Origin of the sequence: Bacteroides oleiciplenus YIT 12058, from assembly GCF_000315485.1 — a bacterium.
In the GTDB taxonomy this organism is placed as follows: Bacteria; Bacteroidota; Bacteroidia; order Bacteroidales; family Bacteroidaceae; genus Bacteroides; species Bacteroides oleiciplenus.
Map to the genome: position 1 here is coordinate 91,147 of NZ_JH992940.1, position 17,166 is coordinate 108,312.

Genomic DNA, 17,166 nt, shown 5'->3' on the forward strand with positions numbered 1-17,166 from the left:
ATAATTGGAAAGTTATAAGGTATGATATAATTGAACCAATTCGTTTGCAGTCTTTTCCCATGAAAATTGTTGTGCACGTAGCAAACCATATTCTTTCTGCTTTTGATAAAGCGTGGAATCTGTTTCCAATTTTAATAAGGCATCAGAAATTTCTTCTGCTTTGTAAGGATCCACAGTTAGTGCTCCAGGTCCTGCAATTTCAGGCATGGCAGAAGTGTTTCCGGTGATTATTGGGATACCACATGCCATTGCTTCCAATATTGGGATGCCGAAACTTTCACGAAGCGAAGGATAAAGGAAAGCGAAAGCTGCATTATAAAGTGTTGCCAAATCACGATTGGCAATGTATCCCGGGAAATACAAATGCGGTTTGATAGCAGAGATTCCTTCTTGCTGCAATAAACTATCTATATATTCTTCTTTTAGATCAGCAATGAGTAACGGGCGTTTTATAGAAGATTGTTCTAAATAAAGATGATATGCCTTCAATGTCCGCGCTGCATTTTTCTTGGGATCAGTATTTCCTAAGAAAAATAGAAAGTCATTTTGAGGAATATATTTTTGGACAATATCCATATTTATATCCGATTGTTGGCGAAAATAAGTATTGTAACCATTATAAATCGCCGTAATACGCTCTGAGGGAATATTTAGAGCATGACGGATACGGTTGCATTCAAATTGTGATACAGTAATAATCTTTTTACATTTCTTTAGGATACGGGGAACAACCAAGCGGCGATAATGCCAACCCATTTCTTGATAGAGGGATGGACTACGGTGTTGTCTGGGTTCCAGATATATAATGTCATGCAGAGTCAATACAAGAGGAATAGAGCATCGTATAGGAGCTGTATTCGAAGTGCAATGTAATAAGTCTACCTTTAATTTTTTTACAATACGTGGAAGAGCCACTTGCTCCCAAAATAGATAGGTAGGGCATTTTAATTCTATGATAGAAAGATTAGCTGACTCTACCAAACAACGATCTTCACCTGGGGCGACGATAACAAAGTATTTGTTATCGTCGTTTCTTTTTTGTAATTCACGAATAGTTTCTAAAGCTACAAAGTCCATTCCATGCTTGTTGGGGCGAAAAATACGTTGAGCTTCAATCGCTATCGTCATTCCTTTTTTTTTTGTTCTAACTTTTTTGTTTTCTTTTTGAACTGGAAAAAACGAGAGAAATGGCTAAATATAGATGCAAAAACTAGAATAGGCAATGCCCATATTGAATGCTTGAAACGTTTATTTACTTCTCCATCGGGCAATGCCATTAAAAATGTAATAGCGATAACTGCCAAAAGAGTATACCATTTAAAGCTAAGTGTCCAATCGAGGAAAGTAACACCAACAGCACATAGAGCAATAAGGGCTATAAGTAAGAAACGTGAAGGCATTAGCCATTGAAATAGTTTAAGGGCATAGTCCCATTCACCTCTCAATAAAGTGATAGGTAATCTTTTTAAAGCTAATATTGTACTACTGTATTGCGAGCGAAGCCAGCCGATTCGTTGTGCTTCATATCCGTCAGCACTTTCTTCTTTTTTACTATAACACACCACCTCTTCCATATATTCGGTAAAGATGTTCTGTTGCAATAGTGCCGTTTCCATAGCTTTACTTATGTCAGAACCTTTAAGTTTGGGTGCTATTTCATGAAACATTGCAAAATCGAATGCCATTGCCGAACCTATTAATGCGGAAGAAAATCCCATGCGGGTATGTGCTTTTCGGAAAATATTATTATTTATTTCTTCACTGGTGGCATTCAATACGGCAATGCTGGTAGTCAAATTCTCCGTCATACGATGTGCCTGAATAGCGTCGCACCCCGAATAGTATGCGTTATTAAATAGGTTTAAAGCATTGGGAACAATCCGGTTGTCTGAATTGAAAATGATGACCATATCGTATTCTGCTGGGGAATAACGTTCCATTACTTGCTGAATAGCATAGACTTTGGTACATTGTTCTTTATCAGGAACAACGATATTTACCGGCATCTGAAGTAAAGTAACAAGATCTTCTTCCGGTAATTGGGTAGCAGCAACAGCTATGTCATACTTATCTCGTGGATAGAGTTGAGTATCCAAAAAATGATTGATGGATTGAATAACTTCTTTACCGTTGCGTAACACCGTAAACAATATAAGAAAGCGGTGGGTCTCTTTGGCAGGAGGATACGGATTTTTGTATTTTCCTAATGAGAAAAGAGCACAGATGAAAAGATATAAAACCGGTAAACACAAGAATAAAAACAAAATAGCATCTGTTATTTGCAAAGCGTTATTGTTTTCGTCCATCCACCAGTCGGGATTGAATATGGAAAAAATTTCGTTCATAATATGAATTTATTGCTTGTTTATGGTTAATTTCTGTTGAGTGATTTGCTTATCAATATAGGCACCATTCATTACAAAGGCTATCATAGCTACAATTATGAAATTTGTAGGTGGCATTCCAGGAGCATATCCGGTATAACCACTTAGTAATATACCAAATACAGTGCATGTGAAGGCTGCTAACTCATGCCTTAAATATCTGTCTTTGACTTTGAACATTACAATGTAACAACAACCTAACAATGTAATAAGATAGATGGCAATGTTCAGCACAAGGCCGACTATTCCAGTTTGTATCCAAATGGAAACAAAATAGGAATCAGGTGGTAAAGTACCTTCTTCATATGTTAAATCTTGTTTTAGCCATAATTTAGGTATTGAATTGGCTATGCCTATTCCAAATGGATAGTCTTTTAAATATTGTGCCATCTCCTTTCTGTTTTGGACGCGTACATTGAATGACGCATCTGCTGTTGGGCGAAAGGCGGTACGGGCACGTCGAATGAATGAGTTGCCATTTCCTATATCAGTAAATGCAAGAAATGCAAAAATACATAAACCTGTAATTATTGTGATAGCAAATGTTTTAATGCTTTTGCATATTAGACAGTATAAGGCAAGACCTGCGAAAGGTACAACGAGAGCACCTCGAGTGCCGGAAAAAAGCATCCCAATAATTCCCATTGCTGCTATACTGAGATAAAAGATTGCAAATTTTCGATTGCGTGTGTTGAATCCTATAATAGTGTACACGGTTGCTATTGCCCCCATGACTGTACCGAAGTTACCAGCATCAGTAAAATATGAAAAATAGCGTATTCCGGTTGATAGTATATGAGTTTTTGCAGCTTCTTGCACATATAGCCAATATCTCTCGGATGAGTCAAAACCGATATATCGTTGATACATTAATTTCAAGAAGGCAATGATAGTAAAAATACCAACAAGTACCAAACCGTTTCTTAGCACTTTAGGACTATTAGAAACGATAGATGCAATGATGTACAGTACAAATGTTTCTAATATCATGATACGGATACCATGTGTAATGCCTTCTTCATTAATGTGTGGGTTGGCCAATTGTAACAGAATGAATATAATCCACGCAATATAACTTAGAGTGAAAATATTAACAGCATCTTTTAATCTGAAATTAGTTTTCTTTAGATAGAAGACTACCAAAAGAGAAACTGATAAATATACTAATATTACATCCAACCCAACGCTTAACTTAACTTTCAGAGTATAACGAGAGATAGTTGTGAAAAAAAAGGCATAGGTAGCATATAGTAAATAAACAAAATATGGATTCTGGAAACCATAGGCTACAGCTAAAATCACTATAGGTAAGCAGATAATGGCTACTGCTATTAATAATTTCTGAGCAATAATGGCATACGTAATAGCTACCAATCCAGCCACAAGCAAAAGATAGATTAATGCTTTGGGAGGTTGTTCACGTACTAAATATGGAGTATTCGATGCCATAATATTCAAAAGATGTTATTTAACCTCATTTTTCTGAGACGTTAGACCTAATTGTGCCAAACGGCTGATGAAAGAGTGAATCGGCATTTTAGGTGGTAATTCACCAGTAAATGATTCTACTACATCACGATCGGCATTATTTAGGTAGAGCATGAAAGGTGTGTCTGTCAATGCTTCTTTGAAAGGAGCTAATGTTGTATTATCACTGTCACGCCATAAACGGCAGGCATTGGCTATCAATAAATTGACATCAGCCTTTTGGAGTACAGGCAATGGAATGCTGGAGTCTTTGATAGATGGATACTCTACTAATATAATATCCGGTGTTTTCTCGGCTTCGTTGAGCATCCAAAAATCACTTAGTTGTTGTGCTTGTACATATTGCTTTCCATTACTCTCAAAATCATAATCGTGAGTAACCAGACGCACACGAAGACCTTCTGACTCCCAATGGCGGATGAAATATTTAGCAAGGAACGATTTTCCTTCACGAGAATTGATACTTAATAGGTTGATAACCGTAGGTTCACCTACCTTCATGTATTTATTCAAGCGGTTGCAACAATAAGCTGCAGCTAAGCGGTTGCATGCTTTCAAGAAACCACGATATTTCAAATTACTAATACCATTGAAAGCAGCTATAACAGGCAGACCACTAAGGCGCTTGCTGCGATAAGGATCGCGTAGAGTATGATCCAATACTTCAATTAAGAGGAAGTACAGAATGATGAATATCATGCTACCAAAGAAAGCTGCAAGAATGTACATCAAACGATTACGACCATTATCGGTAAGAGGATAGGATGGAGGTGCTACGGTTTGAAGATTACTGGTACTCATTTCGATATTTTTCAAACGTAGGTTGGCACTGGCAAGTCCGCTTAGCTGAGTACGATAATTATCTTCGGCAATGTCAATTGCGCGTTCTTTACGATTGACTTGTGTACCAACAGGAGACATGTGGCTATATTGGTCAAATATATCTTGCTGACGGGATTCCAATACTTTCATCTCAGCTTGTGCTCTGGCCTCATTGATCAATGCGATAAGCCATTCATTAACCATATTCTCAATGCCTACACCCTCTTTTGTGAAAGCAAATTCATTTAGATTGTCTGAAATGCTGCTAATTCGGTCTTCTGCCTGTCTTAATTCTGTCTTTTCTTTTTGTAGTTCTCCACTTTTAGACTTGCTGTTGTCCGAAATGAAGATTTCTTTTTCCATGATACTTTGGTTCAAGTTGCTGACTTTATCTAATTCTTGCAACAAGTTGGTATTGTTACGTATAATTTGAGCACGTACATCCATCTTTTCATCTAACATCTTCCGCAAAGCCACAGCTCCTTCATAAACTCGTTTAGCTGCTTCCAGACGGTCATCTACCTGATAGCGAGTAGCGGCTAAGGCCTTCGTCTCTTCACCGTAGTTAATAATACGCTCTTGAACATTGTAGTGCATTAGGTTATCTTCCTCTTCGCTGAGTCTGACTTTGGCTAATCGTACTTGTTCTTCAAAATAGGCAATTACGTCGTTTGTTGACTTGAATCGGAGGATTTCATAGGCATTAATAAGTTCTTCAATAAGAAAAGCTACTGTCAGTTGAGTCAACCCAGGATCTGCAGAGGTATAGGAGATATCTAAAATATCACTATTACCTATACGTTTAAGTTCTACTCGGTCTAAAGCAACCATGCTATAAAAAGCTATAGTACGATTGAAAACAGAATAGATAAAATTATTGTGGTCATTTTTTTTATAGGCTGTTAAGTTAGCTAAAGTTTTACTTTCGTCTTTGCGGTCAATCAATTCCATAACCTCTTTGGGGGTAATCTGTAGTAATTGGCGGTAATGTTTCGCTTGAATGTATTGATTGTCTTTCCACTCTTCACCATGAGTATAGGAGCTGGCTAAAAGGCGTAAAGAAACTTTCTCTAATGTACCTCGGGATTTGGCTATATTGACAAGGTTATCAAAGGTGGCAGCAACTACAGAAAAATTAACAGCAGCTCCATCCAATGAGGTTGAGCTTGTAATACCAGCGTATAAACTACTTTTAACAGTATAGCTGTAAGGCAGAAACTGGGTGAAATAGATGACTAGACCTGTGACAAAAAGGGTTCCCCATAATAGCCAATAGCGAATACGGTAAAGGAATTGCGATATAAATAGTAGGATATCCATAAGCTCTTTTATTATTTGTCTCTGATGATTTTTACATTTGTAAGCATCTCGAGTAAAATGATTGAATTATGTAAAGCTACACGAGCCTGCTCATAGATGGTGACCGCCCCTGAACGTCGTGCACGCTCTACTGCCAACTCTGTTATTGTGATTTTCCCTTGAACAAAATTGTATTCTGAAATTTTTATTTGTGCATTATATAATGCTGCAGTTTCTGCCTTAGCCTTGATTGTAGCAAGTTGTTCCGTTACAGCATTGTAAGCCTCTAGAATTTTTAGTTTACGATCTTCCATAACTTCGTCTTGCGCATATTGCAATTGCTCTATTTTATAGCGATAGTCTTTCAATTTTATCGGTCGATTGAATAAGTCGCCTAACCCCACACTAAAACTGGCACCTAAGTTGAAAGTGTGTCGAGTACCAACAGATGTTGACTGATACCAATCTACAAATGTTTCGCTATTTTCGTTAATGGTGTTAAAACGTCCAAAAGCATAGTTCGCATTTAGACGGAAATAATTCCACCATTCCCGTTTCTCGAGACGATATTCGTTTTTAACTTGGGCAATTTGTGACTGCGCTTTCTTCACTGTTGCATTTTCTGATACAGCATCCAAAAAGACAGATAATGGAGGAAGTTCCATTTTCTCAATTTCAAGTTGAAGTTCTTTCATTGTTTGTCCAGTAGCTGCATTTTCCCATTTACTATCTTCCATCTTTAGAAGTTCCAAGGTTTTAATACGTTCCTCGCGACTCATCGTCTGTTCTTGGGCGATAACTGTAGCCGGAAGAACAAATAAACTTGCGAAAATTACGCTATAAACAATGAATACAATATATTTCTTTATCATCTTATTTTAAATTCAATTTTACCGACTTTTCTCTATAATCAAACATTTTCTTTTTGCACAAATGCCGTTAATGTCCTGAAAAGAATTTTCATATCTAACCAAAATGAGAAATCTCTGGCATACTTAATATCCAATTGTTTTCTCTCTTCTGCCGACATTTTTCCAGCACCACCACGTTTCTCCACTTGCCATAATCCTGTTAAACCAGCCGGAGCCATGAAACGGTCGATATAGGCGTCGCTGGTCAGTAACTCCGCTTCATAGAGTGGGAGAGGACGGTTACCTACAATACTCATATCGCCTTTCAGTATATTGAATAACTGTGGCAATTCATCAATACTGTATTTACGGATGATACGACCTACACGAGTGACACGTGGATCGTTTTCAAGTTTAATGAACGTATTTTCTTTCGTTTTCTCTTTCTTTTTGATGAAGTCTTCTTCAGAAATCACGAAATCATCTGAAATCAACAAGCTTTCTTCTTCATCCGGTGTTCCGGAAAGGTCATCAAAACGGATTTCAGGACCTTCATCGGAACTTTCAACTTCTTCGATCTGATATTGATTGAGGGCATTTAGCTCTTTTAATCGTTTATCTGCATTGGTATACATGGAACGGAATTTCAGAAAGTCAAAAATCTGATAGTTGGAACCAACACGTTGCGATTTATAGATGATTTTTCCTTTGCTTTCCAAGCGGATAGCAATAGCAGTACCAATTAGAATAGGAGAAAGAATGATAACAGCAGTACCCGCAAAGAGTACATCGAATGTGCGCTTCCACATAGGAAGGTGGTATGTATTCAATATCTTGCGGTGCGTTTCGCTAAATTCTTTCAGTTTACTATCCTTGCGTGCCTTGAGATATGCATTCATGCGTTGAATACTATCTTCTTCTGCATGTGGTGGAAGCGTATTATTGACTCCGGCTTGCAAATAAGCTTTCCGGTTTTCAGACTTTAGAGCTTCGGTTATGAGGGTAATGTAAACCCGAGGGTAACGCTTACGCAAATAAGTAATTTCAATACAGTCAGCTTCGCGTACATCTGTTTGTTCGTAAAGAATAGATATGTTATACCGTTCACGAATACCGTCAATCACTTTTGCCGCTTTCTGAGATGAAGAGACGGCTACGAACATACCACCTGTAACTTTGCTCAAATGGTCAATAATGATCCGGTTGTTTCCGATATAAATGTAGTATAACATGTCCTTTTACGTGTATTGTTGTTAATCAGATAAACTTCTTTAAACGTACTTTCAATTCCATAGGATTGAAAGGTTTCAAAATGTAGTCCACTGCTCCTTCTTCAAGTAAACGGATACGTTCGGTAGTGCTCTCTTCACTGGAAAGCATCATAACCGGAATGTGCTTAAATAACTCATTACTCTTGAGGAAATGAAGAAATTCAGAACCTGTCATTTTAGGCATACGGATGTCGGATATGATTAAGTCCGGTTCATTACCTTCTTGTAACCAGTCAATAGCTTTCAAAGGGTCTTCGCAGTATACAAAATCATACTCTTTTCCCAAATACATCGAGAGCACTTTGCCTATAGAGGCCTTATCATCCACTAATAATATCTGTTTCATTATTGTAAGTTATATTATTCTACCTGTTGTTCGTTATATGGTTGTAAACCTATTTGCTTGTCAGGGAACTGCGTTCTTAGCAGGGTTTTACAAGCAATGAAATCAACTGAATCTTATTCTTTTTCACAAATATATTGATTTAGTTTGATCTTAAGCAAAAATACGCTTATTTGCGCTAATAATATTTGTATAGGGGAAGAATTACTTGCGGGTTAACTCTATTTAACGCTTTTTGGGGATCAGATGAAACAAGTTTATCTTTAAAATCATCAAATAATGGATTCTTATTCTTTGGCCTCTTAATAAAAGAAAAGATGCCTTGTAAGTGGGTTGATATTCAGATAAATTCTAAAAGCCGGAAATAAACTCCGGCTTTTGGAAATTTATTTTATCCATTGTTATGGTTTTACGAAGATATTGTCGTTATGGTCGGATATCCAATTTAGGTCTTCTGCTTTTCCGCCATTTACTACCCAGTTTTTGAATTTGGGGTAGACATTGGTTATCGGATTGTACTCTTTCGGCCATTTCCAAACTTCGGTATTCGGGATACAAATACCCCATGCCAGTCCTTCTGTACTGAGGTAGTAGCCTTTTTTGGGGAGCTTAAGCATGTTGTTGTATTCAGAAGCATCATTACTCATTCCGAACAATTCCGTAGCTCCTAAATTAGTAGGGGCATAGTGTGCCATGTGCACTTCTGTACGTCCTATAATTCCATGACCGTCTTGGGTTATAATGAATACATCTATATTTTTGATATTAGCAGCTTGGGTTGCTTCTTCGACTGTTGGGAACATCATGTTTATTTCAAACTCGGCTCCGTCTCCGGTGCTATATTTATTGTTGCCGCCGGGGACGGTGCAATAAAATGTAAAATCATCATCTGCGATATTGGGTTTGCAGAATTTATGGGCATTCGTACAAAGGATTACAACCGGATTGTTTTGGCCTGCTTCAAATACAGGATTGCCACTTTGCACTTTTCCATTAATAGTCACTCCACTGCTTTTTACATTTAGGAACTGGATTCCTATACCGGTTTTTCGGCTGGCACCAACAGCGCGTACACGGCCTTGAATGGAGACTTGCTTGTCATTATTGGTCGTGTTTATCTTGTCGATAGTGATTACCACATCGTTCATGTCAAAGTCGCCGTAAGCAGGCCATTGGTCTTCGAATGCATAAGTGTAGACTGTGTTGTCTCCTGTATCCGGTTTGGGAGGATCCTCTGGCTCGGGGGTACCCGGGTTGCCCGGATATACAGTCCCGCTACAATTATTGATAGGATTGGAGACTGTGCCATATTCTGTTGTAACCACTGTATTAGCTTTATCTACCATCCATGGGTTGTCGTTAGGTACTGGTCCTTCATTATAATACTCTTTTTCTCTGGCGAGTATTAAATTCTCTTTCATGTGGGTAGTACCTGTGTATATGAATTTTTGAGTTTGAATCATAGATGCCTCTTCTGTTTTACTACCTATGATAGTACAAGTGTTTCCTGTGTAGAAATCTATTGCTTTTATGATAGAACCATTGTAGAGTTCTTGCGTAGTTTCATTGATTATTCTTGCAGTTGGGGCTGATTCCCATTCTTTATCACTGATTCTTTTTCCGGTGATAGAACCACTATCCATTATCAGATTTCCAAAAGTTATGGATGTCTTGACAATAAGTGTACAGTTGTTGTAGAGTGTAGCGGCTGTATGGTTACTGCAATCAAAAGTGTCTACTTCAAAAAGATTGTCATTGATGACTATTGCACCACCAATAACTTTGTCTGCAATAATTGTTCCGGTTCCGTAATTTGCGATGATTGAGTTTAGGTTGCTGTTTGTTTTGAATGTTCCCACCCGCATTTCACCATGATTTAAAATCTGAGTAGATGTCACATCTACATCTTGAGTTATGGTGAATGTGGCATTTTCTGCATTATATATAACACCTGAATTGATGCTCTTAGCATTTTGTGCAGTAAGTGCACCGAAATTTCTGACGGTAATTTGTGCTTGTCCAAAATTTATGTCAGCAGTTGTGGTAAAGGTTGCATTTTTGCCATTATATAGACTTGAACCAGTATTAAATGATATATTTCCACTAACTTTAAAAGTCCCAAAATTTTTCACCGGGATATTTGTTTGGGTTTGAAATGACTGGCTATTTATGAAGCCGTCTTTTTGTATCTCCAAACTACATCTATCACCCATATAAGGCTGACCTGTGATTTGACCACCGCTTGCAACATAAATGTCCAAGCCTTGAGGAGTGCTATTCATGTTCCATGTTCCTCTTACAATGACGGTAGCTTTACCACTATAGTTTGTCAGTTGTCCACTGAATACATCTCCGCTTTTAATAACATATACGGCTCCGTTTTTTAATTGGTCATTAGAATAGGGCTCAAATTCCGGATTTTCAACTAACTCGTTTATTGAGGTTTCTTGCTCTTCACCGTACTCCTTCACTAATGAAGAGATGCGCTCCCAACCACTTTTTCCGGGGACATTGAGCGCACGAGTCCTAGCAACTGGATAGTATAATTGACAACTTAATGTATTACCGTCTTTGGGTGTAGTATATTGATATACAGTTTGGCGTTGTTTCGGATCGGTCTGACGAATAAATAAATGTTCGATAGATTTAGGTATACTGATTTCTGCTGTATAATTACTACCGCTTTTTGCATACCCTGCTGCAAACGGAGTTACAGTTTCATCTGACAATGGATTGCTTGTGAATACTTCTATTAAATATTTATATTGCCCACTGAATCCATCTTTTACTTCAATGTTTAACTTGACAGTCGCGAGCATTGACCAGTCGAAGCCATCAGGGGCTACGAAATCATCTCCTAGAGGGTTCTCTACTGGTGCCACAGGACGGACCTTATCAGGGTCATATACATCATTGTCTGCACAGGCTATAAATAATAGAGGGGCGGCAAGGGCAATAATTAAGTAATCGTGTTTTAGAATTCTCATAATTATATATTCTTAAATCGTGTAATATTAGTTGGGCCTTTTACGCAACAAAGGTAAATAGAAAATTCAACTTTTATGGCTTTTTAGAATTATTTTATGAAATAAATTTGCTATAGTCGTTTTCAAAAAAAAGAGCCGAAAGTCTTGCTTCCGGCTCTGATGTGAGAGTTACTTAATATTAGTTATTAGGGTTGGACAAAGATGTCATTCGTATGGTTGGATATCCAGCCTAAATCTTCCGCTTGTCCACCATTTATTACCCAACTTTTAAAACCAGGATAAACACCTGTAATCATCATGTATTCTTTTGGCCATTTCCATACTTCGGTGTTTGGGATACAAATACCCCATGCCAGGCCTTCAGTACTAACATAGTAGCCTTTCCTTGAAACATTGAGCATACTGTTGTTTGCAGAGGCATCATTGCTCATGCCAAATAATGCTGTAGTGCCTAATTTAGTAGGAGCATAATGAGCCATGTGTACTTCTGTACGGCCTACATTTCCTTGGGCTTCTTTACTGATGATGAATACATCCAGATTTTTGGCATTCATAGCTTTGGTGGTTTCTTCAGCAGTTGAGAATGTCATTATGATTTCAAACTCAGCCCCGTTTCCATTATATTGACTGTTAGCACTTGGAATGGTGTTATAGAATGAAAAGTCATCATCTGCAATATTAGGGTTGCAATACTTGTGTGCATTGGTGCTAATAATTACAACTGGATTGCTTTGACCGCTTTCAAAAACAGGAGTACCGCTTTGTACATTTCCAGCAAGAGTCATTCCGCTACTACTTACATTCAGGAACTGGATACCTACACCGGTTTTACGGCTGGAACCAACTGCACGAACGTGTCCCTTGATAGACAGTTTCTTGTTATCATCGGTTGCAGTCATCTTGTCAATAGTGACAACGATGTCATTCATATCAAAGTCACCATAAGCAGGCCATTGGTCTTCGAATGCATAAGTATAAACGGTGTTGTCGCCAATGTCCGGTTTTTCGGGATCTTCGGGATCGGGATCGCCTGTGTTACCAGGATTATAATAACCACCACAGGTAGAGAATGTATTTTTAGATTCTCCCCATCCGCTAGTCGAACATCCGCTTGTAATCCATTTAGCATTATTTATACCATTATAACCAGGTGCATAACTAAACGCATTTTCAGGTATTTCTATAACCAGATCCTTGAGATTGGTATCGCCACCTTGAGATATATAAACAGCTCCAATTTGTAGTAAAGAAGGATTGCTTCCTTCTCCCTGGAAATTGCTGGGAGTCCTATTGATCTGTAACAAAGAGGTTTTAATTACCGATCCATTTTTCAATATGTATTTTATTGGGCTATCATTGCTCATAACTACTGGAACTGGCTTCCATTGGTCGGCATTATTTTCGGATGGATTCAAATTATCTGGTCTTTCTCCGGTGAGGGAACCATTGTCGAGCGTTACATTTCCCCAATTGAATTTTTCTTTTACTATCAGTGTACAACTGTTGTAAAGCATATCGACAGAAGAATTTTCGAAAAGTGTGAATTCGGCAAAACCGTCATTGTAGACAGAGACTCCTCCATTTAGGTGATACCCCTTAATAGTACCTTGGTCATGGTTTGTTATAGAGTTGCTATTGGCAGCGGTGTTATTCGTTTTTAAGATACCTGCTTGTTCATCTAATAAAACTACTCCATAATTGCTAAAGCCGCTGGTTACAAATTCAAAATTAAAGGTTGAAATTTGACCTTTATTCAGGGCTTTAGTATTATCTATCTTGAGCCATTGCCCAACTGTAAGATCACCTTTATTAATGAAATTTATTTTAATGAGGTCCATAATCTCGGCAACCTCAATTGTGCCAGCATTATAAATTTCAGGATAAGAACCCATAGCTGCTGTAATATTGGCTGCTGTAATTGTACCGAAATTCTTGGAAACTTGGCTACATGGTTTGAGTAGGCCGCTGTTGACAGACATAGTCGCACCGGAAGCAATAACCATTGACGAAACTCCTGATTCAAATGTTAGGTTTTTATTTGCTATGAAATTTCCTCCAATGAACCATTCACCGGCTTTGGCTGTAAAGTTGGTTGCGCATTCAACGGTACCGCCTTTTTCTACTACGAATTTTTGAACTGTGGATAAAGCGCTTGAGCCCGAATATTCTATTTTACCTCCGTCCAAAACATAAATATCAAACTGAGAATAGATGCTTGTTGCCTTCCAAGTTCCTTTTACAAAGATGGTACCTTTACCACTGGGCACTTGATATACCTTACTGCTTTCTTCTCCGGCCGCTATGAGGATTCTTGCGCCGTCATTGTATTGGTTACCATTGGGGCGGGTAGGTTCGTCCGATACATTCGGAACAGCTGGAATTTGCGGAGTTTCTTCTGTATAATTCTTATCCTCTAATTCCGTAATGCCTGCAGCTTTTGCTGCTTCATAAGCCGAAGTACTGCCTGTAGCTCTTGTAGTGCTTCCTCCTGTATAATACAGTTTACAGCTCAAGGCTCCTCCATCAGTTGGAACAGCAAACTCAAAGGTTTCCTTACGTTGCTTGGGGTCGGTTTGGCGGATAAAAAGCCGTTCAGTGGACTTAGGAATGCTGATTTCTACTACAAAGTTTTTTCCTCCTTTGGCATAACCTGCGGCTATTGGAGTCGCTGTATTGTCAATTAATGGATTCGTAGTGAACACTTCTGCCAAATAGTTGTACTGTCCGTTCAGTTCATCTTTAACTTCGATGTTTAACTTGACAGTTGTGATCATTGACCAGTCGAAGCCGTCGGGAGCGATAAAATCGTCACCCAAAGGGTTTTCGACCGGGGCGACAGGGCGAACCTTATCAGGGTCGTACACGTCATTGTCTACGCAAGCCGTTAACAGTAAAGGCGCTGCAATAGCAGTGATTACAAAATAGCGGTTTAGAGTCTTCATGTTTTTACTCTTTAAAAATGTATATTTGATTAATTTAATCTGCAACAAAGATAACAAATTCTTCAACTTTTTAGTTGTAAATAATACCTCTATGTTGCTAGATTTACCTTTTATTTGCTAAAAATACATTTTTAAACTATTTTTTATCTTTTTTTAAGAAGTTAAAAAACGCTATTTTGTGATTTCTCCTGCAAGATCGGAGTTCATACGGTAGCGAATTTCAGCTTGGTTAAGACCATGACCAAGGAGGAACATGAGTTTGGTCACTGCACACTCGGGGGTGCTGTCATAGCCGCTGACGACGCCTGCCTGGAGAAGTTTCAGACCGGTTTCGTAGCGCCCCATTTCGACTGCGCCGCGTTGACACTGAGTGATATTGACAATAATGATGCCACGTTCGGTGGCTTCTTTCAGTTGGCGGATGAACCAATCCTTCTGAGGGGCGTTTCCGGAACCAAAGGTTTTGAGTACGACGGCTTTCAGGCCGGGGACGTGGAGAACGGAATTGATAATGCTCTCTTGAATGCCGGGGAAGAGGGTGAGCATAACGACATTAGTATCAAACAGATAATGGGGTTTCATGGGACGCGTGGGATCAGGACGGCGGATGATGTGGGCGTCGTACTTGATGTGGATACCTGCATGTGCCAGTGAGGGGTAATTGAAGGAACGGAATGCATTGAAGTTCTCGGCATTTATCTTGGTGGTACGGTTGCCGCGCATCAGTTCGTTTTCGAAAAAGATGCACACTTCGGGAACAACAGGAGTGCCGTCAGGATTCTTGGCGGCTGCTATCTCGATGGAGGTGATGAGGTTTTCTTTTCCATCAGTCCGCAGGGTGCCGATGGGGAGCTGGGAGCCCGTGAGAATAACGGGTTTGGCAAGGTTTTCGAGCATGAAACTGAGGGCGGAGGCGGTATAGGCCATGGTGTCAGTACCGTGGAGAATGACAAAGCCGTCGAAGTAGTCGTAGTTATAGTTGATTATCTTAACGATTTTTGCCCAAAGTGAGGGCTCCATGTCGGAAGAATCGATAGGGGGATCGAATTGGTAGGAGGAGATGCGATAGTTGAAGCGTTTCAGTTCGGGGACATGTTTGAGGAGCTGGTCGAAGTTAAAGTTTTCGAGCGCGCCGCTCTCAGGATTTTCTATCATACCAATGGTGCCACCGGTATAAATTAGCAATACGGATGGATAGTCATTTTTCATAAACATAATCGGGGTTGGATTATTTGCGCTGCAAAGATAGGAAAAATATAGTGATTAGCGGTTAGTGATAAGTGATTAGTGTTATGCGGTATTATTGCGCAGCTTGCCAATCACTTATCACTAACCGCTAATCACTTATCTCAACCCTTCTTTTAGTTGTGTAATTGCCTTCTCCGCATCTCCCTCATATTCATTCAGCAGGGTGACGAAGCGGCTGCCGATGATGGCACCGGAAGAGTTGGCACAGGCAGCGTCGAAGGTTTGCTTGTTGCTGATGCCGAAGCCAACCATGCGGGGATTGCGCAGGTGCATATCTTGTGTTTTCCTGAAATAGGCTTGCTTCTGAGCATCAAAATCTTTTTGGGCACCGGTGGTAGCGGCGCTGGACACCATGTAGATGAAACCGTCGGTATGCCGGTCGATTTCGCGGACGCGGACTTCGCTGGTTTCGGGAGTGATGAGCATGATGACGCGGATGTCATAGCGGTCGGCAATGGATTTGTAGGTTTCCTCATAGTCCTTGAAAGGAAGGTCAGGGATGATGACGCCGTCAATACCACATTCCACACACTTTTGGCAGAAAGCTTCGAAACCAAATTGCATGATGGGGTTGAGGTATCCCATGAAGACGAGAGGGATGCGAACGTCGCTACGGATGTCACGCAGTTGCTCGAAAAGGAGGCGCAGGGACATGCCATTGCGGAGGGCCTGGGTAGCGGCGTTCTGGATGACGATACCATCGGCCATAGGATCACTGAAAGGGATGCCGATTTCAATCATGTGGACGCCATTGCGTTCGAGGGTGCGGATGACATTGGCGGTGCCTTCCAAAGTAGGGCAACCGGCACAGAAATAGATGGACAGCAGGTTTTTGGGGCTGTCCTGGAAAAGTTTATTTATACGATTCATGATGCTTTCAATTTTTAATTTTTAATTTTCAATTCTCCCAAAAAACGTTCTATTCGTTCCACATCTTTGATGCCCGGGGAGGTCTCGAAACGACTGTTGATGTCGATGCCGGCGAGACGGGGATGGTGGAACTCTTTCAGGGCTTTGACACTGTAAGGGTTGATGCCACCGCTGAGCAGGAAAGGCGTGGAGTTGGTATAGCGTTGCAGAATGTTCCAGTCGAACTGCTGACCGGAACCGCCGTAGCGGGCGGTGCGGGTGTCGAACAGATAATAGTCGCAAAAACCTTCATAGTCGGAAACGGCGAGGAGGTCTTTGGGAAGAGCGATGGAGAACGCTTTGATAATCCGGAAACCATTGGAGTGGAGAGTACGGCAGTATTCGGGTGATTCGTCACCGTGCAACTGGATGTAGTCCAGCCCGAAGCGGTCGGCATACATATGAATGTTCTCTTTAGTCTCATTAACAAATACGCCGACACGTTTGGCAAGGGTAGGCAGGTACCTGGGTATCTGGTACAGGTATCTGGGGGACTTGGGGTAGAAGATGAAACCGATCATGTCTACACCTAATACATCTACATTGCGGATGTTGTCAGCTTCGGTCATTCCGCATACCTTGATCATTGTATCCATATTTACGATTAGACGATTTACAATTT

At 39.9% G+C, this 17,166-nt stretch carries 12 protein-coding genes; all 12 read right to left on the minus strand.

All coding sequences use genetic code 11. The features are described 5' to 3' along the window. Window positions 1-12: 12 nt before the first annotated feature. Window positions 13-1,128 carry a glycosyltransferase family 4 protein gene (locus tag HMPREF9447_RS00395; protein WP_009127217.1) on the minus strand — a complete coding sequence of 372 codons (1,116 nt, stop codon included), beginning with the start codon at window positions 1,126-1,128 and terminating at the stop codon, window positions 13-15. Next, window positions 1,125-2,345, minus strand: a complete 1,221-nt coding sequence (locus HMPREF9447_RS00400) for a glycosyltransferase family 2 protein (protein ID WP_009127218.1) — start codon at window positions 2,343-2,345, stop codon at window positions 1,125-1,127. Before HMPREF9447_RS00400 ends, HMPREF9447_RS00395 begins: the two co-directional genes overlap by 4 nt. Window positions 2,346-2,354: 9 nt before the next feature. Then, the gene (locus HMPREF9447_RS00405) at window positions 2,355-3,833 is read right to left on the minus strand and encodes an O-antigen ligase family protein (protein WP_009127219.1); all 1,479 of its coding nucleotides are present in this window, start codon (window positions 3,831-3,833) and stop codon (window positions 2,355-2,357) included. Between the two features lie 15 nt (window positions 3,834-3,848). Next, window positions 3,849-6,014, minus strand: a complete 2,166-nt coding sequence (locus HMPREF9447_RS00410) for a GumC family protein (protein WP_009127220.1) — start codon at window positions 6,012-6,014, stop codon at window positions 3,849-3,851. A gap of 11 nt (window positions 6,015-6,025) precedes the next feature. Further along, entirely contained in the window at window positions 6,026-6,865 is an 840-nt protein-coding gene (locus HMPREF9447_RS00415) for a TolC family protein (protein WP_009127221.1), read from the minus strand. A 38-nt stretch (window positions 6,866-6,903) separates the two neighbouring features. Next, the gene (locus HMPREF9447_RS00420) at window positions 6,904-8,076 is read right to left on the minus strand and encodes a sugar transferase (RefSeq protein WP_009127222.1); all 1,173 of its coding nucleotides are present in this window, start codon (window positions 8,074-8,076) and stop codon (window positions 6,904-6,906) included. 25 nt (window positions 8,077-8,101) lie between these two features. Continuing rightward, the gene (locus tag HMPREF9447_RS00425; protein WP_009127223.1) at window positions 8,102-8,461 is read right to left on the minus strand and encodes a response regulator; all 360 of its coding nucleotides are present in this window, start codon (window positions 8,459-8,461) and stop codon (window positions 8,102-8,104) included. A 398-nt stretch (window positions 8,462-8,859) separates the two neighbouring features. Next, window positions 8,860-11,445, minus strand: a complete 2,586-nt coding sequence (locus tag HMPREF9447_RS00430; RefSeq protein ID WP_009127224.1) for an LruC domain-containing protein — start codon at window positions 11,443-11,445, stop codon at window positions 8,860-8,862. 185 nt (window positions 11,446-11,630) lie between these two features. Beyond that, window positions 11,631-14,387, minus strand: coding sequence for an LruC domain-containing protein (locus tag HMPREF9447_RS00435; RefSeq protein WP_009127225.1), 2,757 nt, complete (start codon window positions 14,385-14,387; stop codon window positions 11,631-11,633). A gap of 171 nt (window positions 14,388-14,558) precedes the next feature. Further along, complete coding sequence (locus tag HMPREF9447_RS00440) at window positions 14,559-15,596, minus strand: asparaginase (protein WP_044137607.1); 1,038 nt, start codon at window positions 15,594-15,596, stop codon at window positions 14,559-14,561. A 135-nt stretch (window positions 15,597-15,731) separates the two neighbouring features. Continuing rightward, window positions 15,732-16,505 carry a tryptophan synthase subunit alpha gene (gene trpA / locus HMPREF9447_RS00445; protein ID WP_009127227.1) on the minus strand — a complete coding sequence of 258 codons (774 nt, stop codon included), beginning with the start codon at window positions 16,503-16,505 and terminating at the stop codon, window positions 15,732-15,734. Window positions 16,506-16,519: 14 nt separating this feature from the next. Further along, window positions 16,520-17,140, minus strand: a complete 621-nt coding sequence (locus tag HMPREF9447_RS00450; RefSeq protein WP_044137262.1) for a phosphoribosylanthranilate isomerase — start codon at window positions 17,138-17,140, stop codon at window positions 16,520-16,522. Window positions 17,141-17,166 lie beyond the last annotated feature (26 nt).

Excerpts from the sequence above, each read along its gene's own strand:
- HMPREF9447_RS00395 (WP_009127217.1), bottom strand. The coding sequence starts at position 1,128 with ATGACGATAGCGATTGAAGCTCAACGTATTTTTCGCCCCAACAAGCAT.
- HMPREF9447_RS00400 (WP_009127218.1), bottom strand. The coding sequence starts at position 2,345 with ATGAACGAAATTTTTTCCATATTCAATCCCGACTGGTGGATGGACGAA.
- HMPREF9447_RS00405 (WP_009127219.1), bottom strand. The coding sequence starts at position 3,833 with ATGGCATCGAATACTCCATATTTAGTACGTGAACAACCTCCCAAAGCA.
- HMPREF9447_RS00410 (WP_009127220.1), bottom strand. The coding sequence starts at position 6,014 with ATGGATATCCTACTATTTATATCGCAATTCCTTTACCGTATTCGCTAT.
- HMPREF9447_RS00415 (WP_009127221.1), bottom strand. The coding sequence starts at position 6,865 with ATGATAAAGAAATATATTGTATTCATTGTTTATAGCGTAATTTTCGCA.
- HMPREF9447_RS00420 (WP_009127222.1), bottom strand. The coding sequence starts at position 8,076 with ATGTTATACTACATTTATATCGGAAACAACCGGATCATTATTGACCAT.
- HMPREF9447_RS00425 (WP_009127223.1), bottom strand. The coding sequence starts at position 8,461 with ATGAAACAGATATTATTAGTGGATGATAAGGCCTCTATAGGCAAAGTG.
- HMPREF9447_RS00430 (WP_009127224.1), bottom strand. The coding sequence starts at position 11,445 with ATGAGAATTCTAAAACACGATTACTTAATTATTGCCCTTGCCGCCCCT.
- HMPREF9447_RS00435 (WP_009127225.1), bottom strand. The coding sequence starts at position 14,387 with ATGAAGACTCTAAACCGCTATTTTGTAATCACTGCTATTGCAGCGCCT.
- HMPREF9447_RS00440 (WP_044137607.1), bottom strand. The coding sequence starts at position 15,596 with ATGAAAAATGACTATCCATCCGTATTGCTAATTTATACCGGTGGCACC.
- trpA (WP_009127227.1), bottom strand. The coding sequence starts at position 16,505 with ATGAATCGTATAAATAAACTTTTCCAGGACAGCCCCAAAAACCTGCTG.
- HMPREF9447_RS00450 (WP_044137262.1), bottom strand. The coding sequence starts at position 17,140 with ATGGATACAATGATCAAGGTATGCGGAATGACCGAAGCTGACAACATC.